The sequence below is a fragment of the Nonomuraea sp. NPDC050202 genome (genome assembly GCF_040656115.1).
Lineage (GTDB): Bacteria > Actinomycetota > Actinomycetes > Streptosporangiales > Streptosporangiaceae > Nonomuraea.
In genome coordinates this window covers 261,958-280,636 of the sequence record NZ_JBFALF010000005.1, presented here as the reverse complement: position 1 = coordinate 280,636, position 18,679 = coordinate 261,958, and the positions used below count along the sequence as shown (strand labels likewise).

12 protein-coding genes are annotated in these 18,679 nt (G+C 70.6%); 11 read left to right on the top strand and 1 reads right to left on the bottom strand.

The window, feature by feature from the left end; translation table 11 throughout:
* Nucleotides 1-64: 64 nt before the first annotated feature.
* From AB0I79_RS17995 to AB0I79_RS17945, 11 genes are all read left to right on the top strand, one after another.
* Nucleotides 65-8,200, top strand: a complete 8,136-nt coding sequence (locus AB0I79_RS17995) for a hypothetical protein (RefSeq protein ID WP_357873832.1) — start codon at nt 65-67, stop codon at nt 8,198-8,200.
* Nucleotides 8,200-8,415, top strand: coding sequence for a hypothetical protein (locus AB0I79_RS17990; protein WP_357873829.1), 216 nt, complete (start codon nt 8,200-8,202; stop codon nt 8,413-8,415). Before AB0I79_RS17995 ends, AB0I79_RS17990 begins: the two co-directional genes overlap by 1 nt.
* A 3-nt stretch (nt 8,416-8,418) precedes the next feature.
* Entirely contained in the window at nt 8,419-8,676 is a 258-nt protein-coding gene (locus AB0I79_RS17985; protein WP_357873827.1) for a hypothetical protein, read from the top strand.
* A 415-nt stretch (nt 8,677-9,091) separates the two neighbouring features.
* Nucleotides 9,092-10,030 (top strand): alpha/beta hydrolase, encoded by a 939-nt coding sequence (locus tag AB0I79_RS17980; protein WP_357873825.1) that lies wholly within the window; start codon nt 9,092-9,094, stop codon nt 10,028-10,030.
* Between the two features lie 231 nt (nt 10,031-10,261).
* Nucleotides 10,262-10,723 (top strand): IPT/TIG domain-containing protein, encoded by a 462-nt coding sequence (locus tag AB0I79_RS17975; RefSeq protein ID WP_357874272.1) that lies wholly within the window; start codon nt 10,262-10,264, stop codon nt 10,721-10,723.
* Between the two features lie 25 nt (nt 10,724-10,748).
* The gene (locus AB0I79_RS17970; RefSeq protein WP_357873823.1) at nt 10,749-12,419 is read left to right on the top strand and encodes a hypothetical protein; all 1,671 of its coding nucleotides are present in this window, start codon (nt 10,749-10,751) and stop codon (nt 12,417-12,419) included.
* Nucleotides 12,420-12,534: 115 nt separating this feature from the next.
* Nucleotides 12,535-12,735 (top strand): hypothetical protein, encoded by a 201-nt coding sequence (locus AB0I79_RS17965; protein ID WP_357873821.1) that lies wholly within the window; start codon nt 12,535-12,537, stop codon nt 12,733-12,735.
* 222 nt (nt 12,736-12,957) lie between these two features.
* Complete coding sequence (locus tag AB0I79_RS17960) at nt 12,958-14,040, top strand: hypothetical protein (protein ID WP_357873818.1); 1,083 nt, start codon at nt 12,958-12,960, stop codon at nt 14,038-14,040.
* 66 nt (nt 14,041-14,106) lie between these two features.
* Entirely contained in the window at nt 14,107-16,098 is a 1,992-nt protein-coding gene (locus tag AB0I79_RS17955) for a 2'-5' RNA ligase family protein (RefSeq protein ID WP_357873815.1), read from the top strand.
* On the top strand, nt 16,095-16,451 hold the full coding sequence (locus tag AB0I79_RS17950) for a hypothetical protein (RefSeq protein ID WP_357873812.1): 357 nt from the start codon (nt 16,095-16,097) through the stop codon (nt 16,449-16,451). The genes AB0I79_RS17955 and AB0I79_RS17950 overlap by 4 nt, the downstream gene beginning before the upstream one ends.
* A 132-nt stretch (nt 16,452-16,583) precedes the next feature.
* Complete coding sequence (locus AB0I79_RS17945; protein ID WP_357873810.1) at nt 16,584-17,915, top strand: phage major capsid protein; 1,332 nt, start codon at nt 16,584-16,586, stop codon at nt 17,913-17,915.
* Nucleotides 17,916-18,000: 85 nt separating this feature from the next.
* On the opposite strand, the gene AB0I79_RS17940 is transcribed toward AB0I79_RS17945, so the two are convergent.
* On the bottom strand, nt 18,001-18,357 hold the full coding sequence (locus AB0I79_RS17940) for an STAS domain-containing protein (RefSeq protein ID WP_357873808.1): 357 nt from the start codon (nt 18,355-18,357) through the stop codon (nt 18,001-18,003).
* Between the last annotated feature and the right edge of the window lie 322 nt (nt 18,358-18,679).

Here is an 18,679-nt window from a genome sequence, read left to right as displayed (position 1 = left end):
CAGAAAAGGGCGTTGGATCGAGACTGGCGCGTCCGTTTCGATCTGGGGTGGCGGCACTGGCACCGTGGCCCGGAACCTGGGTGGTGGCCGCCTGGAGGTGCACACCGCAGATGGGCGCAAGCTTGCCGTCCACCGCAACTACCTGACCGTCACCGCCGCCCCCGGCGGGAAGAAGCCGTCCGGCAACCCGGCAGACCGGCCGCGGCCGCAGCGGGCAGGCAAGCCCTCCAAAGACGTGGAGGAGTTCACGCCGTCCGGGCAGGACACCCGCGTCCCCGTCTCCGAGCTCCGGCCCGGCCAGCTCGCGTACGTGCACGGCTGGGACCAGTACGGCGACAGCACCAGCAACCTGGGCCGCGTCTCCGGGGTGTCGCCGGCGGGTCCGCCCAAGGACGCCGACACCCGCCCAGGCTCCGGCTGGGCTGTGTCGTTCGTGGACAACACGAACCGGCACTGGACGATGTTCACGACCGACGACGCTGTGGCGCGCGTCGTGCCGGGCGAAGACTTCGCCCGCCTGGTCGAGGCCGAGCGGGACAACGACCAGGAGCAGGCCGACCGGATCGCGCGCGAGATCCGCGACCAGGTCAACGCGATCGACGACGCGGAAGCCTCCCCTCAGACGCCTGCCAGCCCGGCCGTCGAGGTGCCCGCCGTGGGCTCGCGTGTCCGGCTGTCGAACGGCGCTGAAGGCACAGTGGCCAGGACCCGGGAGGACGGCGCGCTCGCCGTCAGGCTCGACTCCGGCAGCCAGATCAGCACCAACACGTCCGACGTCGAAACCCTCGACGCGCCCGCCCCGACCGAGAACGGCGGACGTCCCGAACTGGCTGCCCGTCAGTGGATCACCACGCCGGCGTTCAACGACCCGGTGCGTATCGAGCAGATCCAGGACACCCTCACTGGCGTCGAGGTCGAGGTCGTCACTATCCGCGGTGACCGGCGCACCCTGGCGGAGGAGGAGCTCGGCGACTGGCAGCCGGCCGACGAGCCGCCGAACCACCGTGCGGACGGCGCCCCCGTCACCCCGCAGACACGGCCCCAGGAGGGCCTGTTCGCGGACATGGGGACCGACAAGGACGGCAACCGCGACATCTTCATGGAGCTGGACGACGAAGACGACCAGCCCACGCCTACGGCCGAGGCCTCCGCCGTGCCGGACACAGCGGAGGGTAATGCCGCGGTGGAGAGCGCCGCCGGCGAGATGTCCGCGCAGGAGCGCATCCTCGACGCGTACACGCGCACCGCCCCGGGGCCTGGCCGGTGGGCGGGCTTGGCTGAACTGCGGTCGCTGTTGGGCGACATGCCTCGCGCCGAGCAGGACCAGGCGCTGCGCGAGCTGGAGCGGCTCCCGTACGCAAACCTGGTCCCTGAGTCGAACCAGAAGACGCTCACCGCTGACGACCGCGCGGCGGCAGTCACCCTCGGTGGGCAGGACAAGCACCTCATCGCCGTCTACACCGAGCGGCCCGAGACGGGCCAGTGGATCCGGCCGCGCGGCGCCGACCCCGTCCGCGTGGAGAGCGTCGAAGACACCTACGACGGGCCGGCCGCCACCGTCATGAACGCGGACGGCGAGACCTCCCGCCTGGAGGGGTGGAACCTGTTCGGCTGGCAGGCCGCTGACGCTCCCGAGCAGCCGACGCGCGACCAGCAGACGAGCGGCCAGCCCGAGGCGACCACCGAGCCGGACGGCATCAGCCCTGCCCGGCAGCGGCAGCTCGCCGAGCTCATCGAGGAGCAGGCCGCCCGGTACGTCCCGACAGGCGACCCGGGCCGCTACCTGTCCGAGGTGGCTGGCGATCAGGGTGTTCCGCGCCCCGGCGAGCGGGCATGGATCGACGCCTACCTGCGCGACCACCCCGAGGTGCTGACCGCCACCGGCGAGGAGCGCGCCGCCCGGCAGCAGGAGCGCGCCCAGCAGCAGGAAGCGGATCGGGCACGCGCGAAGACGCTGTCGCTCAACGCGCGCGCCGCGTTCGACGAAGGCCGCTTCGACGAGGCGCTGCAACTGCTCGACCAGGCGGAAGAAGCCGACCCGAACGGCCGCAACTGGGACCGGGTGCGGGAGAAGATTCGCCAGGGCCAGGTCGCCGCCGCGGCGGCGGCCGCTCAGCCCAACCCGGAACCGGCCCCTCCTCCGGCGGAGGCCGCCCCGGAACAGCAAGGTCGTGTGGTGCGGGGCGTGCGCTGGGGTCACGCCTGGGAGGTGGACGGCGTTCGCTCTGGGGTCAACTTCGCCACCCCGGAAGAGGCGCAGGAAGGGCTTGACCGGTACCTGGCCTACCAGAACGACCCACCCGAGCGTGGGCTGGCCAGGCTCGACAGGAGCGCAGGCGGCGACGGGCCGCTTGAGCGTGGCGACGTCGTAGACATTCCGCGCTGGGACATCTACGGGGGGACTGTCGAGGCCATACGCGACGGAGGCATCACCAACCCGAGTGCCCCGCAGCCGACCGCGATGACGGAGATCGAGGTTCGCCGCGCGGACGGCAAGACGGTCCGTGCTCGCGTTCGGGAAAGCTCCCTCGTCCTGCGGTATCTCCCCGACGATGCTCGTGCGCACCACGACGCCCGGATGGCGCCCATCATCGCGCAAGAGCGGGCGATGGCGGAGGAGAACCTCGCCGCCATGCGCGCCGACCGCGAGCGGCAGCAGGCGCGGCAGCCGTGGGACGGCACCAGCGAGATCACTGAGGGCAACATTCGTCACGGGGCGGAACGGATCGGCTTGGCGGACGCCAATGTTGAGGCCGCACTGGCGGGCTACAGAAAGGCGCCGGGGCGGGTCCGTACCGACGCCACCAAATTCGACCAGCACATCGCCAGCGAGGGCCAGGAGTTCGCAGAGCAGGGGCTCATGGCGGCGCACGCCCTTGCCGACGCTGCACCGCTGCACGCGGAAGGGGCAACAGGGCCGTCGCTCGCCACGATGATGGTCTCCCTGGGGCGCGCGTTCAACGAGCGGGACGTGAACACGGAGTTCCTGGCCGGCCGCGACCGCGCACGGCGGCTCATGGACGGCGACACTGACGCCCTCGACGGCTCCACCGACCGCGAACGGGAAGGCGCCGCCGCCTACCTGGCCCACTACGCCAAGGCTGTGAGCCGCGCCCAGGGGGCGGACGGCGACACCGCCCGGGAACGGGCTCGGCGGGCGCAGCAGCAGTTCGACGCCTACCAGCCTCAGGCTGAGCAGCCCTCCGTGGACACGCCCCGCGAGGCGGCACCGGAGGGACAGGCGTACGCCGACGAGATCCAGATGGGCGACACGCTCGCGGAGACCCAGTGGCGGATGGCCGGCCCTGAGGCGGGCGCTCTGCGCGCCGGCGAGTCCGCGTACGCGAACCCGGCGGGCCCGGCCCGGCTGGGTGAGCCCATCCGGGACAGCCGCCGCGTCACCGACATCCAGCAGGAGCCGGGCGGGCGGCTCACGTTCACCTTCGACGACGGCACCCGGATCAGCCGCCGCCCGGACGCGCTCGTCACCCGCGGCACGCCCGCCGACGTCGAGGGCGGCGAGGACATCCCGCAGGCCAACGCGCAGGTGGGCGACCGGATCCAGTTCGACACCGCTGGGCCGAAGCTGCCTGCTGGACTGGACCGGGAGGCGCTCGGCATCGGCCGGTTCGACCGGGTCACGGTGACGGGCAAGGTGTCGCGCCGTCAGCCCGGCATGCCGTCCGTGGTGCTCGACGACGTCACCATCACCCGCGCGGACGGCACCGCCGTGTCGGCGCCGTCCGGCACCAGGTTCACCGTGCCACGCCGCGTGACGCGACTCGACGACAGCGAGCCCACCCCGCAGCCGGAGCAGGTGCCCAGCGCAGCCCTGCGCGACGGCGACCGCATCGTGGGCCCGACCGGCGACGTGGCCGTGGAGCGGGTGGAGCAGCTCGACGACGGGCTTGTGACCGCCGTGGTGCGCGACGCCGAGGATCGACGAGAGCGGCACCTGATCGCCGCCGACCGGCCCGTCCGGCTCGCCCCTGTGCAGGACGAGGACTCGGTGGACGAGGTCGAGGCGTCTGGCCTGGCCGTGGGCGAGTGGGTGCTGATTGACGACGTGCCCATGCAGGTCGCTTCCCCGCCGGAGGTGGACGACGGGCGTGCCCGGTTCGACGTGCGCGACCAGGATGGCCGCCTGTCGGAGGTGGAGCTCGACGAGCGGCTCCTGCTGCCGCGCTTCACCGGCACTCCCTCCTCCGAGGCTGCCGTCCCGGCCGCGCCGGCGGCGGAGCCGGAACGCGTCACCGCCACTGACCTGCCGGACGGCACCCCCACGGGCAGGGTTCGGCTGCGCACCGACCAGCGGCGCCGCCTGCTGGACCTCAACCTGGACGCCACCAACTCGGGTGCGTCGCCGGAGGTGGCTCAGGCCGCCGCCCGGCTGCGCGCCCGCCGGGAACTGTCCGCTGAGCAGATGCAGGCCCTGGCCGCGCACCTGCGCACGCTGGCCGCCGACGAGAGCACGCCCGCGCCGCGCCGGCGCGCGCTCGCCCGCACGGCGGGGTGGGTCGAGGCCGCCAACGCGAAGCTGGAGGGGTTCCCGCCACCGCCGCACGATCCCGGCCGGCCCGCGCCGGAGCGGGCGTACGCCCGCAACCTGGCCATGGGCGACGTGATCGCCCTCCCGGGCGAGGACGGCACCGTACGGTTCGGCACCGTCACCGCAACCCGTCCCGTGCGGGGGTTCGGCCTGCACACGGTGCACGTCCGTCACGAGGACGGCAGCGTGGAGCAGCGGGTCCTGCCGGACGGCGTGGACGTGTGGCTGATGCCGGACCTGCCGCCCGACCTGCCCACGTCGCTGGCCGACTTCACGCGCGAGCACGTCACCGCTGACCGGATCGACGTCGGCGACCTCATCCGCTGGGACGGCTCGGACTTCGCCGACCCCGTCGTGGGCCAGGTCCTGTCCGTAGAGCGGCGCGGCGGCGAGTTCGCGGCGGTCCGCCTGTACGAGATGACGGTCCTGGACGGCGACGACGAGCAGCGCACGATCACCATCACCGACCAGGGTTGGCCCTCGGTGGAGCGGATGGGGCGCGGGCCCGCCACCAGCGACCAGCCGTACGACTCGCTCATGCAGCCGGAGACGGCCGAGTATGTCGGCTGGCGTGACCTGCGGGTGGGCGACCGCGCCACGGTGATGATGGCAACCGGCACCATCACCGGCATCACCCGGCACCCGACCGGCGACGACGTGCCCGCGGGCGCCACCGTCCAGATCATGGCCGACTCGGGCGAGCAGCGCAGCGTGTCGGTGTTCGACGACCCGGACATGCCGGACGACTACGTGGACCCTTCGGTGATGCGGCTCATCCCGGCCGACGACAACGCGGCCGCCCGCATCGCCGCCGTACGGCGCGAGCGGGAGCGCATCGCCCGCGAGCGGGAGTTCACCGCGTTCCTCGCCGACCTGGAGACCACCCGCTCCCGGTGGGCGGCAACCGACATCGCCCAGGTGGCGCGCGAGCTCCCGGCCAGCGCAAGCAGGGAGGAAGCACTCGCTGCCGCGATGGAGCGGCTCGACCGCATCGACACCATGGACGACACCGCCGCAGCGACACTCGCGTTCCGGCTCGGCGCCCGGGACAACACCCAGACCGCAGCCATGGCCCCGGCCACCAGCGCCGTCACCCAGGCGGTGAAGGCCCGCGCCACCAGCCGGATCCGCGCCGCGCTGGAAGGCACCGACCTGCTCGGCGGCGAGACGTGGCCGCGCGCACTCGCCCGCGTCGCGGCCGCGTACCGGGACCACCCGCCCGCGCCCGGGGTGCTGCCCGCCGGCGTGTCCCTGGCCAGGTTGCGCGAACGCATCCAGGGCCAGCCGGAGCAGCCCGCTCCGCGCATGGCCGACATGCCGCAGGACGCCGACCTGCCTGGCCGCCTGGCCGCGTACCGGGCTCAGCTCCCCGACGACCTGGCCAACGTGGGCCGCCAGCCCGTCATGCGGACGGTGTTCGAGCCGACCACTCTGGAGGACCTCGAAGCAGGGCGTGTCCCTGCCGTACGGCAGGCGATGCTGTGGGCGCCCGACGTCGCCGACGACGACGGCCCCGGCCCAGAGGCGATGCGGCAACTCGCCGTGCTGCGCGCGGCGGGCGCGGACCTGGACGTCCGCTTCCGCAGCCACCTGGCGGGGCGGGACGTGGCGCTCGGCGCGGAGCTCGACGCCGTCACCCGGGAGCGCGGGCAGGCATGGAAGGCGGCCGACGAGCTCGACGCGGAGATCGCCCGCATCCGCAGCGAAGGCGGCACCCCCGACGCGGGCCTGCTGGGGCAGCGGGACGACGCGGCCGCGCGCTGGCAGGCGGCGGCGGTGCGCGAGCAGGAACTGCGGCGCATGCTGGCCGAGGCCCGCCGAGAGGCGCTCGCCGCCACCCTCGCCGAAGTGCGGCAGGTGGGCGGTGACGGACTCGACTACATCGACCGGAACGGCCGCCCCCTGACCGGGCGTGCAGGGTCGAACGCCGCGGCGCTCCGCTTCGTGGAGGAGGTCCTCCCGTCCGACTGGCTCCAGGCGGCACGCGAGTCCGGGCCTGTCGAGGTGGTGACCGGTCCTGGCCAGCACGTGCACGTCCGGGCGGACGGCTCCACCCGGATCAGCCTGCCCGCCGACGACAACACCGAGATCGCCCCGGCGATCCGCGAGGGGCAGCCCGGCCGCGTCCCGGTGCCGTCCGCGCAGCCTGGCGGGGTGGCCAAGGCCACGGTGGCGGCGCACGAGCTGGGCCACCACCTGGAGGCGACCGTACCCGGCCTGCGCGCGGCTGGCCAGGCGATGCTGTGGGACCGCACCAGCCACGGCCCGATCGGCGACCGCGTCCGCCCAGAGCCGATGTACGGCGAAGACCGCGGCCGCCCGTTCGAGATCCACCCGGGCGACTTCCCGGACGCGCGCACCGGCCGCGTCAACGGCGACGGCACGCAGGAGGTGTTCGCCAACGTGCTGGAGTCGCTGGCCGGCGGCGGCGACTACGCCGACGACGACCTGCGGCACTGGGGGCTCGGCGTGCTCGCCCTCCTAGCCACCGATGCGACCGGCCCGCAGGGCGGCGTCCGCCGCGACGAGGGCGCCGAGCGGCGCGACCCGCTGGACGGGATCAACCTGCTCGCCCTGTCCGATGAGCAACTGCGGGCGCTGCTCGCCAGGATCGGCGACCCGCAGGCCGTCGCCAGGCTGCGCGCGGTCCTCGACGAGCGCGAGCAGCGCCGGACCGGCCAGGACGAGATCGACCTGGCCGACCTGTCGGACGCCGAGCTCGAAAGCATGCTGCTGGCCGGGTGGGACGGCTACGGCGACGACCCGGCGAAGACTGCGTTGCAGGACCGGGTGATCGCCGAAACCGAGGCGCGGGAGGCGGAGCGGCGCCGCCGCGGCGACGAGCTCGGCGACCTGGCCGCGTCCGACCTGCTGTCCATGGACGCCGACGACCTCGCCGCGCTGTACGGCCGCAACCTGGGCCGCTACGGCATGGATCCGGCGGTGACCGCGCTGCTTGACCAGATCAGCGCCGAGTTGGAGGAGCGCGACCGGCGGCGCGACATCGGCGCCGACCCGTATGCCGGCATCGACTTGGCGGGGATGAGCGAGGAGCAGCTTGCCGAGCTGATCGAGCGGCACCAGCCGCTCTACCACTCCGACCCGTGGTCCGGGGCGCTGGTACGGCGGATCATCGCCGAGCTCGACGACCGCGACCGGCAGCGGGGCGCCGAGGACGACCGCACCCCGGAAGAGATGCGGATCGACGACCTCATCACCCAGGGCTGGAATCCGCGCGACGCGTACGCCGAGGTGTACGGCCTGTCGGAGGAGGAGATGGACCGGCAGGAGCGGATTGCGATCATCGACGCCGAGCGCGGCACCGGCGAGCGGCGCGAGCAGGTGGTGCGCCGCATGTACCGGCAGTGGGTGTACGAGCAGGCGCTCGAGGCCGAACGCGCGACGAACGGCTACATGCTGTCCCCGCTCGGCAGGAAGGCCGGCAAGGATCCGAAGGATCTGTGGGGCGGCAACGCCGACCACGCGTACGCGTACGCGTCGGAGGAACTCAAGCGGTGGTGGGCAGACCAGCCGAACGGCGGCAGGATGACCTACGAAGAGTGGCGCGCCCAGTGGCTCGGAGACTCCCGCGACCGCAGGCAGGCACAGGAGCGGCGGCAGACCGCGGGCAACGGAAGGGACTTCGGCTGATGACGACCGGCCAGGGGCGGATACCCACCACCGAGGAGCTGGCCGCCGCGCGCCGCTCCGCCAAGCGTGCGGCGGGGCTCGGCGCCCCGCCCGGGGCGTGCCCGTACGACCCGCGCAACGCCGACGAGGAGACTCTGGCCACCGTGTGGGTCACCACGTACGTTGACGCCCTCCCCAACAACGAAGCGGCCGCCACCGGCCAGGAAGAGGCATAGCCCGTGGACCGCATCGTGGAGGGCTATATCGACGGCGTGTACTACGCCGTCACCGTGTTCGACACCGCGCCGGGCGGGGACGACACGATCGGCGTCGTCTCGGGCGCGGTCGCAGCGCGCCGGCTGCTGGAGTTCCACAACGGGCAGCCGCTGCCACACTCCGGCATCGTGCTCGACGTGACCGACCCGGAGACGGTCGTGCAAGCGCTCCAGGACCTGACCGACGTCATCCACGTCCGGCCGGCGGCCCAGATGGAGTGATCGGAGCAAGACACTAGCCCCGGGAGCCCTGCATGTTGCCAGACGTGCGGGGGTCGGGGTGGCGGTTCAGGCTCACGCTTGGGATCACGCGGGGCTGCTGGTGGGGCAGCCCTGCTGCTGATCTGCGCGCCTGAACCGCCCCCTTGGACAACTCCTTCGAGTTCGGCCCTCCGCTTCAGGACGCAAGCATTCCGAGGGGAGCGCCGTGACGAGATACCCGGCGATTGGTGCGCAGATCCACAGAACTCAGGAGGTGGCGTCCTCCGCCGTTCCACTGGCCGAACCCGCCGTCAGTGGTCCCCGCGACGGCCAGCCGGGCGCTGACGGGCGATCGCCGAGACTGCCCCGCCTGGTCGCCGTTGTAGCCGTTCTCGCTGCCTTGTTGACCGGCGTGGCCTGCTCACCCTCCCCACCCATGCCGGGGAGTCTCACCATCCATAAGGACATCGCGTACGCTCCTGCGCAGCCAGTCGGCAGCCGAGGCCACCTGCTCGACCTGTACGTGCCGACACGGTCCGGCAAGACCCTGCGGCCGCTGCTGATCGTGACCGGCGGCAGCGCCTGGCGGGAAGACAACGGCAAGAACTTCGCAGCCCAGATCGCACCTCATTTCACTGCTGCGGGCTACGTGGTGGCTGGCGTGTCCGTTCGGTCCAGCTCACAAGCCCGGTTCCCCGCCCAGGTGCACGACGCCAAGGCGGCGGTCAGGTGGCTACGTGTGAACGCCAAGCGATTCGGCATCGACCACACCCGCTTCGCCATCATGGGAGACTCCTCCGGCGGGTGGGCAAGCGCCATGATCGCACTCACTGGTGACGTGCCCACCTTGGAAGGCAACGTCGGCGTCACCGGCGTGCCCAGCAGCGTGCAAGCGGCTGTCAACCTGTACGGGCCGACCGACTTCCCAAAGATGGACGCGCAGATGCTTCCAGGCGCGTGCCAGACGTTCAACCAGATGATGGATCTGACCGGCTGCCACAACGATCCCGGCTCGCCGGAGTCGCAGTTGATCGGCTGTGCCATTCAGTCCTGCCGCTCCCATGCTCGCAAGGCCAACCCGATCACGTACCTGTCGAGCAACGATCCGCCCATCCTCATCGCACACGGGCAAGCCGACATCCTCGTCCCGCACGACCAGAGCAAGCTGCTGTACCAGGCGGCAAGGCAACGATGCGTGACAGCCACGTGGTACTCAGTGCCCGGCGTCGGTCACTCCACCGACATCCTGAAGCCCACGGTCGCAACGCCTGAGGTGCGTTCCACTGCTGGCTGCCAAGCCAAACGTGTGGACCAGCAGGCGATCCGGCCGACGCTGGACACGATCCAGTCCTTTCTAGAGAGCGCGTGGCATTGACACACGCTGGCGGATCATGATCGGAGTGAGACAGTAGGCTCCCCGGCCCGGCATTGTGCCGGTCGTGCGGGGGTTGGGGTGGCGGTTCGGGCTCGCCATAGGGATCACGCTGGGACTGGTTGTGGGGTCGGTCCTGCTGAGGTCCTGCGCGCCCGAACCGCCACCCGCGGACATCTATCTCGACGGCCCGCCGCTTCAGACCGCAAGCATCAGCAGGGGGACGCCGTGACGATGTACCGGGCCAACGGCACACAGATCAACAAGACGCAGGCGACAGCGCTGGCCACCGCCGTACCGGTGACCGATCCGCTGGTGAAGGTCTCCGAGCACCTGTACGAGGGTGTGCGGCCGGACGGCACCGACTACCCTCCCCGCCGGCGGCGGCTCAAGTTCCGTAAGGACCAGATCATCCGTACGTCGGAGCTCAACGCCTGCTTCCCCGCGCCGACGATCAAGGCGATCAGCCCGGCCGCTGGCGCGGCCGCGGGCAACACGCTCGTCACCATCAAGGTCACGAACGCGACGCCTGGCACCACGGTCACGTTCGGCGGCACCGCCGCAACCAGCATCGTGGTGGAGGACGAGAACACCATCACGTGCCGGACGCCTGCCAAGACGGCAGGCGCGGCCGACGTCGTCGTCACGAACGACTCCGCCAGCGTCACCGCCACCGGCGGCTTCACCTACGCCTGACCCGCCCGACGAGGAGCCGCCCCCCGTGGCCGTGTACCAGTGGAGCCGGTTCGGCGTGCAGTACAAGGCCGCCGTCCTGGAAGTCAAGGAGTTCGACCCCGACCAGCCGCGAGGCTGGCACGGGCGATGGATCAAGGTCGGCAGCGTGGTCCGGCTCCACGGCGGCGGCAGAGCCACCGTGACCGGCAACATGGGCGACTGGTACCAGGTGCGCCACGCCAGCGGGCACGTGACGACCATCCACACCAGGCAGATCGCCGCGGTGGTGAGCACGCCCGGCCGGCAGCAGCGCGGCAACGAGCGTAAGCCGGGGGGAGTGGTCCCCGGGCGGGCGGCGGAGGCGGCCGACCTGGACACGCTGGATGAGCGCCTGTGGGGCGACCTCGACCCGGCCGGGCGGCGAAGGCCCTTCGAGTTTGAGGCCAGCAACCATGACCTGTTCATGCGGAACCGGGCCCTGGCCAAGCGGCAGATCTCCGAGGATCTGACGCGCCGCACCGCGCACGTGAGCGACGAATACGTGCTGGAGGACTACGTCCGGGAGGTGCTCGCCCGGATCAAGTCGGGAGAGTCAATCATGGTGCGCTCACCCACCCCGTACGTGGCCAAGCATGCGCAGCCGGACTCGCCCGAACTGCCCAACGATCTGGCCGACTGGGAGTACCAGGAGCTGCTGCCCGAGGAATGGGCCAACGCCCAGGAGCGCATGCACATGCGCGACTTCGAGGTCATCGACGCGGATCGCTACCGCGACATCCTCCGGAGGAACGCGGTAGCCAGTCTGGTGGCTGCGTGGGCGCAGAACTCTGCCTCGCCCAGATCGCTGGCCGTTCAGATCGTCGCCCGGGACATGTTCGGGCTCCAGCGGACCACGCTGAACGACGTGGACGATTTCAAGCTTGAGATGGCCCTGGAGATCCTGGACCGGCAGCGCCCGTTCATCGAGGCGTTCGCCCGCGCCCAGTACGAGGCCACACAGCAGTGGCTCCGCGACGCCGGTGTCACCCACCTGCACGTGCTGCGGGGCATGGTGTGGAATCCCGTGGATCTCGGGGACGAACTGCCGGCGTGGGCCGGGCCGGAGCGCGGGCCGGACGCGTACGAGGAAGAGGTACCTCTGCGGCCGCTGTCATCGTTCACGCTATCGCCGTTCACCGCCCAGGAATTCGTGGGCCAGGAGGGCGATCCCGATTGGCAGCACGAGCATGGGCTGGTCATCGACGGCACCATCCCGGCGGAGCGCGTATTTGCTCTGCCCCGGACGGGGATCGGGTGTTTGGACGAGTGGGAGGCGGTCGTGCTGGGCGGCACCGACAGGTGGCGTGTCTCGGCGCGTACAGGCAAGTACCGCTTCTACCTGCGGCATCTCATCGCCGCCGCCACCACCCGCTACGAGCAGATCGTCGCCACCGAGTTCGCTCGTAGGATGAACATGATGGACGAGCTCCCCGACGTCTGGCCTGGGATGCATCAGAAGACTCTCGCCTTCAAGGAGATTCCGATGGCGCACAAGCGCACGTGGGATGTGTGGCTTGAAGGGCGGTTGGTGACCGACCTGACCACATGCGCCAAGATCGCGGGCATGAGCGAGGAGGACACGGCTCGGGACCTGCTCGCGCAGGAGCGCCGGGTGGATGTCCCGGCCGAACTGCTGGAGGAGTGCCGGCGAGCCCTCAACCCCGCCAGGCCAGTATAGACGACATTAAAGAAGAAGCGGTATTCTTTGAAGTTTGACGGGCTTTCGGCGGCATGTCTGCCACTGCCCGCCCGGAGAGGAGACCGTAGCCATGCCCGCACCTACCATGACCGTCGTGGAAGACAGAACCCGCCGTCCTCAGCGCCCTCACCCCAACGTCGTCGCACGAGAGCAGGCATACAGCCGGCTTCGTGACGAGTGGATGGCGGCCCACCCGGGCGCCGACGAGGACGCCATGCTCAACGACCGCGACTTCGTCCGCGCGATGAACGTGATCGACGGCCGCGACCCCGACCACGGGCTCGACGAAGACTGACGCTAACCCGACCCACCAAAGATCATCCCCGGCGTGGGTCGGGAACCGGGCGGCGACTGGCAGCCGCGAGGATGGCACGGGCGTTGGATCAAGATCGGGGACCGCGTCAACCTGGTCGGTTTCGGCCGGACAGGGACTGTAATCGGCGCCAGCCGGCGGCGCGGTGTCGGCGTGCAATGGGACGACGGCGGCACCACTACCGTCGCACCCCACCGTCTGAAGGTGGCCGAGCCTGAGCCATACCGGCCGCCCCGGCACGTTCCCGAAGCGGATCCGACCGCCACACCTGATGGGGCCGCGGCCTACTTCTCCCGCCCCGGGCATCCCAGCGACGCGTGGGTCCGCTACGACGCGTCTGGAGACCTGGACGGCTGGATCCGCTACAACCGCGACGACCCGTCCACCATCAGCCGCTACCGGGAGGTGTTCAACGATCCCTCCTGGCGGCGCGGCGTGGACGCAATGGGGTTGCGCGAAGCTCCCCCGCCCGGGGCGAGCGGCTCGCCCAGGCCGTCTCTGTCCGACCTGATCCCCGCGTCCAGAGACGACGTCCACGACCGGGGAGACGAGATCACACAGGCGTTCCGGCAGGAGCTCCAGCACCGCGACTATGCCGGCTTCGGCGTCGTCCTCGACATGGCCGAACCGGACTACTCCGAAGAGGACGGCGGCGAGGTCACCCTGGACGCCAAGGTCGTCAAGAACGGCAGGAAGGCGGGGCAGACGACCCGCATCTTCCGCCGAGGTCTGGACGGCAGCCTGTGGGTGTCGCACAACTACCTCAAGATGGAGGACGAGTTCCAGGGGCAGGGCTTCGCCAAAGCGTGGAACGGCCACCTCGAAGCGTGGTACCGCGAATCCGGGCTGGAGCGCATCGAGATCTCCCCCGGTTTGACCGCCGGCGGCTACGTGTGGGCCATGGACGGCTACGTGTGGTTCGACAGCTACGAGGCGGGCCCGTTCATGCTTCCGGACGACAGCAGTGAGCACAGCAAGAAGCCCATCCCCCGCCTAATGGGCGAGATCGCCAGCCTGGAGGCGCTGCTGGCTGTCAACCGGGACGGCACGGCGCCCGCAGGCTACGGGCTGACCGACGAGGAGATGGTGCAGGAGCAGGCGGAGCTGGAGGCGGCCCTCGCCGTCCTGGAGCGGCTCCGCCTCCCCTTCGACCATCCGGACTATCCGACGCCCCGTGAGATCGCCCTGATCGGGTGGCGGCCCGGCCGCGACCGCAAGAACGACCCGTGGCTCGGGCACCGCGTGATGGCGGGCAGCACCTGGCGCGGGGTGAAGTGGCTGACCTAATCGTGACCGGACGCTAACGGCCCTGCGCGGCCACCCTGCACGGCAGTCGATCAGGGGGTGGCTGCCGTGCCAACGCTGGAGCTCGAACGCAAGAGTGCCGGGGGACTTGCCGCCGGCGTCGTCAACGCGCAGGACCAGGGCATCGTAGAAGCCCTGGTCAGCATCACAAACGTAGTCGATAACGTCGGTGATCTCATTCTGCCCGGCGCCTACGCCGAGACGCTGGCGACGCGCACGCCCAAGGGCTTCTACAACCACGACGACAAGATCTGGGTGGCCCGCACCGAGCACGTTGAGGAGTTGCTGCCGGGCGATCCGCGGCTGCTGGCCATGGCCGCCGAGGCGAAGGTGGAGTGGCCAGCCGAGGCGGGTGCCCTCTACGTCAAGATGCGGTTCAACCTGGAGACCCCCGATGGGGCGAAGGCGTTCTCCAACGTCAAGTTCTACGACCGCGAGCAGGAATGGTCCATCGGCTACCGGGTGCCGAAAGGCGGCGCGGTCCGCGACGCCAAGGGCATCCGGCGGATCAAGAAGGTGGACCTGTACGAGTACAGCCCCGTCGCTTTCGGCGCCAACAGCCAGACGTTCACCCTGTCGGTGAAGTCGGCGCTCGCCGACAACGAGGACCTGCCCGGCAGGATCGCCGGCTGTCTGCGCGAGGGGGCGCCGCTGGAGGTCAAGCGCGACCTGATCCAGGAGGCGCGCGAGGCGGGGCTGCTCGACGTGGTGCCGATGGGGTGGCGCGACGGCATGGACGCTGCGGCTGCGCTCGAGGACTTGGCGGCCGCCGCCGGGCGGGAGGTGAAGGCGGATCGTGCCGACGCCGGCTCAGGGGTGATGGTGGCGTTCATGCTGCCCTCCGAGGTGGCCGCGCAGCTCGCCGTGCCGGACGGGGTGCCCGCCGACCACCTGCACGTCACGCTCGCCTACCTCGGAAAGGAGCTCGACGAGGCGGCGCTCGCCACGGTGGCCGACGTGGTCGCCGCGGTCGCCGCCGGGTCTGGGGCGCTGGCTGGCACGGTGGGCGGGATCGGCGCGTTCCCCGCCGGGGAGGACGGCGTGCCCGTCTACGTTCCGGTGGATGTGCCCGGCCTGGAGGTGCTGCGGCAGCGGCTGGTGGACCGGCTGGCCGAGGCCGGCATCGCACCGGCAGCGGATCACGGCTACACCCCGCACGTCACCCTCACCTACCTGCCGGAGGGCGAGGTGACGATGCCGGCGCCGGTGCCCGCGCACGAGGTGGAGTTCGGCGAGGTGTCGGTGGTGCGCGGCGATGAACTGCTGTCGGCTCTGCCGCTCGGCAGCCCGGTCGAGACCGACGCGGACGCGGAGCCGGGAGAGGACGGCGGGGACGGCTGGGACGACCTGCTCGATATCGACGACGCCGTCGAAGACGAGAGCGTCGGGGAGACGAAGGACGCCCAGCTCGACATGGCCCGCGCGATGGGGTTCCCCGTCCCGGTGAGTCTGGAGGAGGTGCGCGAGAAGCTCCGCCAGGCCGTAGCCAGGTGGGCGCGCGAGGCGGGGTTCCCTGGCTGGGTGAACCTCGTGGCCACGTTCGCCGACGTCGCGTTCGTGTGCATCCACGACGACAGCGAGATCGAGCAGACCGTCCAGGTGCCGTACGAGGTCACCCTCGCCGGCGATGTGACGATTGGCGAGCCCGTCCCCGTCGAGGTGGCCCGGTCCGGCGTGCCGGACGAGGGCGCGCTCGTGGCGGTGCTGGAGGAGGCGGCGGCCGCCGTCAAGCACATCGGCGTGGACCTGGAGACGAAGGCGGGCAGGGTGCTGTCGTCCGCGACCGCGAAGGACCTGCGGCAGGCGGTCGCGTCGCTGCTGGCGGTGTTCCGGCGGGCGGGCATCGACATCTCCGACCCGACCGAGCCGGACGAGCGGAACATCGACGAGGAGGAGGTGCTGCCGGACGAGCCGACCGTCCGGCCGGACTCCACCGCCCCGAGCGCCTTGCCGACCGAGATGAAGGCCCTCACCCCGGAGATGCTGGCCGAGGCCGCCGAGATCACCGCCGCGGCGCTGCTGTGGGGGGCCGAGCAGTGAGGTGGTGGCGGCGCGGCCGCAACCCGGAGTGTGGCCGCTGCAAGGACGCGGAGCGGCTGGAGCGGGCGCTGGCCGACGCCCGCCAGGCGCAGGCCGAGGCGGAGCAGGCCGAGCAGCAGATCCGCGTGGAGAAGGACCGGGCGTGGGAGCACGTGGATCGGCTCACGCGCCGGCTGGCCGCCATCGATGGCGACCGGTTGCGCGGCGAACGCGACGATCTGCGCCTGGAGAACTCGACTCTGCGGGCCCGGCTCATGCTGGGCGACCGGTCGGAGCTCGCTCGGGCGCGGGAGACCATCGCCGCTCTGGAGGCCCGCCTGGAAGCCGTCGAGCGCGGCTCCGTCACCCTCTGACCGCTCGCCCGCGATCGGGCGCTGACGCAAACCCTGCCGACCCGCTTTCCTCCCCCTTGATCGTCTGACGTCCCGGTGCTGACCGGGCGGCGCGACCGCGAAGTCAATCCGTGTCAGCATCAAGGGGGAGCCGTGACCACGGCTAAGAGCGACATCAACGCACGTATCAAGGAACTGACCTCCGCCCTGGAGCAGAAGTCCGCCCGGCTGAACGCCATCTCGAACACCGTCACGGACGAGACCGGCAAGGGCCACATGGTCATCTCGACCGAGGCGCACGCCGACTACCAGAAGACGCTGGGCGAGGCGCGTGAGATCAAGGCGCTCATCCAGGAGCAGAAGGAACACCTGGACATCGAGCGGTTCCTCGACGAGCCGAACGAGCCGTCCTACGCGGCCCGCGACGCCGTGGCGACCGCGCACGGCAAGCAGCACAAGTCCCTGTCGGAGGCGTTCCTCGACTCCGACGCGTACGCCGAGATGAAGTCCGGCCAGTTCCGGCAGCTCGGCCAGGTCGCCGAGTTCGAGCAGGGCTTGTACGACTTCGAGAGGAAGGACATCTTCTCCCTCTCGGCCGGCACGCACACCACGCCCGCGTTCGGCACCGCCGAAAACGTCGGCCTCGCCGAGCGGCAGCGCAGGCCCGGCCGCGTGCGCGACCTTTTCCCGTCCGAGCAGACCCAGAGCAACATTTTGTACGGGATCAGGCAGATCGGGTTCACCAACAACGCCCGGCGGGTGCCCGAGCGGGAGCAGCCGAACGGCTCGCCGGCGCTCGGCAACGACACCGACGTGTTCGGTAAGGCCCCGAAGTCGAAGCTGAGCTTCATCCCGTACACCGCGCCGATCGTCGAGCTCGCGCACACGGTCCACATCCACAAGAACACGCTGGCTGACGAGTCCCGGATCAGGGGCATCATCGACCGTGACCTTGTGGACGGGCTGAAGCTGAAGGAGGACGAGGAGATCCTCTACGGCGCCGGCAACGGCGACGAGATCACCGGTCTCTTCAACATCCCCGGCGCCCAGGAGTACACCGGCCTCGCCGCGGACGCCGCGTACAAGAGCCTCCAGCTCCGGCGCTCCGCCACGATGGCCATCCTGGCGTTCTTCGAGCCCAACGGCGTCGTGCTGCACCCCTTCGACTGGGAGCAGATCGAGACAGAGCGCGACGAGAACGGCCAGTACCTGATCGCCGTGTCCGTCGCGGTCGGCGGCGAGAAGCGCGTGTGGCGGATGCGGGTCGTGGACACCGCCGCCATCAACCAGGGCACGTTCCTGACGTGCAGTTTTGGCTACGGCGCGAAGTTGTTCGACCGGGAGAGCGTCTCCGTCCAGGCGAGCACCGAGACGGGCGAGGCGTTCGAGCGCGGCTACGTCGTGCTGCGGGGCTCCGAGCGGATCGGCCTGGCGGTGGACCGGCCCGAGTCGCTGGTGCTCGGCGAGTTCGCCACGACCCCGTAGCACTCTCGCGGCGCAGTGGGAGAGGGCAGCACACGCTCTCTCCCATTCCTCGCTTCACGCACCGTTGTGGTGAGTTGCATGGGCCTCACGAAGACTGTGCCTGCACCGCAAAGTCACGTAGCACCGTGGCAATGGCCCCCTCCACACTGAGGTGGATGTTCATGGCGTCCCACACACCGGTGATCTGAAGCACGCGAGCGGGCACATCCTGCACAGCGGCTAGGTGCAGGCATGTGCCCTGGTTTCGCGTTGCCGCGCTGAGCAGAAGCAACACGTTCAGGCCGCTGCTGTCCATGAAGGTCAGCCCGCCGAGATCCAACACCAATGGCTCTCCCGGGCGAAGCTCACGGCTTATGTAGGACTCAAACTCTTCCATGTTGGTGTGGTCAATCTCGCCGACCACGCTGATCAGCATCCCGGTGATCAGTTGCTGGCTGTCCATGTGAAGGGGAGACATGTGTACCCGTGGGTTTATGGTGCGGACGGCGAATGAGCGATGATCATGACGTCCTCCATGAGAGGCACCAGTGATTACGGTTCGTATCCGCGTAACGACAGTATTCCCGGTCTTTGGGGGTGGGAAGACCTATCGGCAAAGAATCTTGCGGAAAGCCCTCCCCGCCGCTGCTTGCGCCACTCGTATCGAAGGGAAGAGACAGCGGTTGACCTTGCCCAGCGCTTCGCTGATCTCAGTCAACCGCTACGCCTCCTGGAGGCGGGCCTGCCGCACGCCCCCCCAAGCACATCACGCCCCCTCTTCACGC

Excerpts from the sequence above, each read along its gene's own strand:
- AB0I79_RS17990 (WP_357873829.1), top strand. The coding sequence starts at position 8,200 with ATGACGACCGGCCAGGGGCGGATACCCACCACCGAGGAGCTGGCCGCC.
- AB0I79_RS17980 (WP_357873825.1), top strand. The coding sequence starts at position 9,092 with ATGCCGGGGAGTCTCACCATCCATAAGGACATCGCGTACGCTCCTGCG.
- AB0I79_RS17975 (WP_357874272.1), top strand. The coding sequence starts at position 10,262 with ATGTACCGGGCCAACGGCACACAGATCAACAAGACGCAGGCGACAGCG.
- AB0I79_RS17940 (WP_357873808.1), bottom strand. The coding sequence starts at position 18,357 with ATGGACAGCCAGCAACTGATCACCGGGATGCTGATCAGCGTGGTCGGC.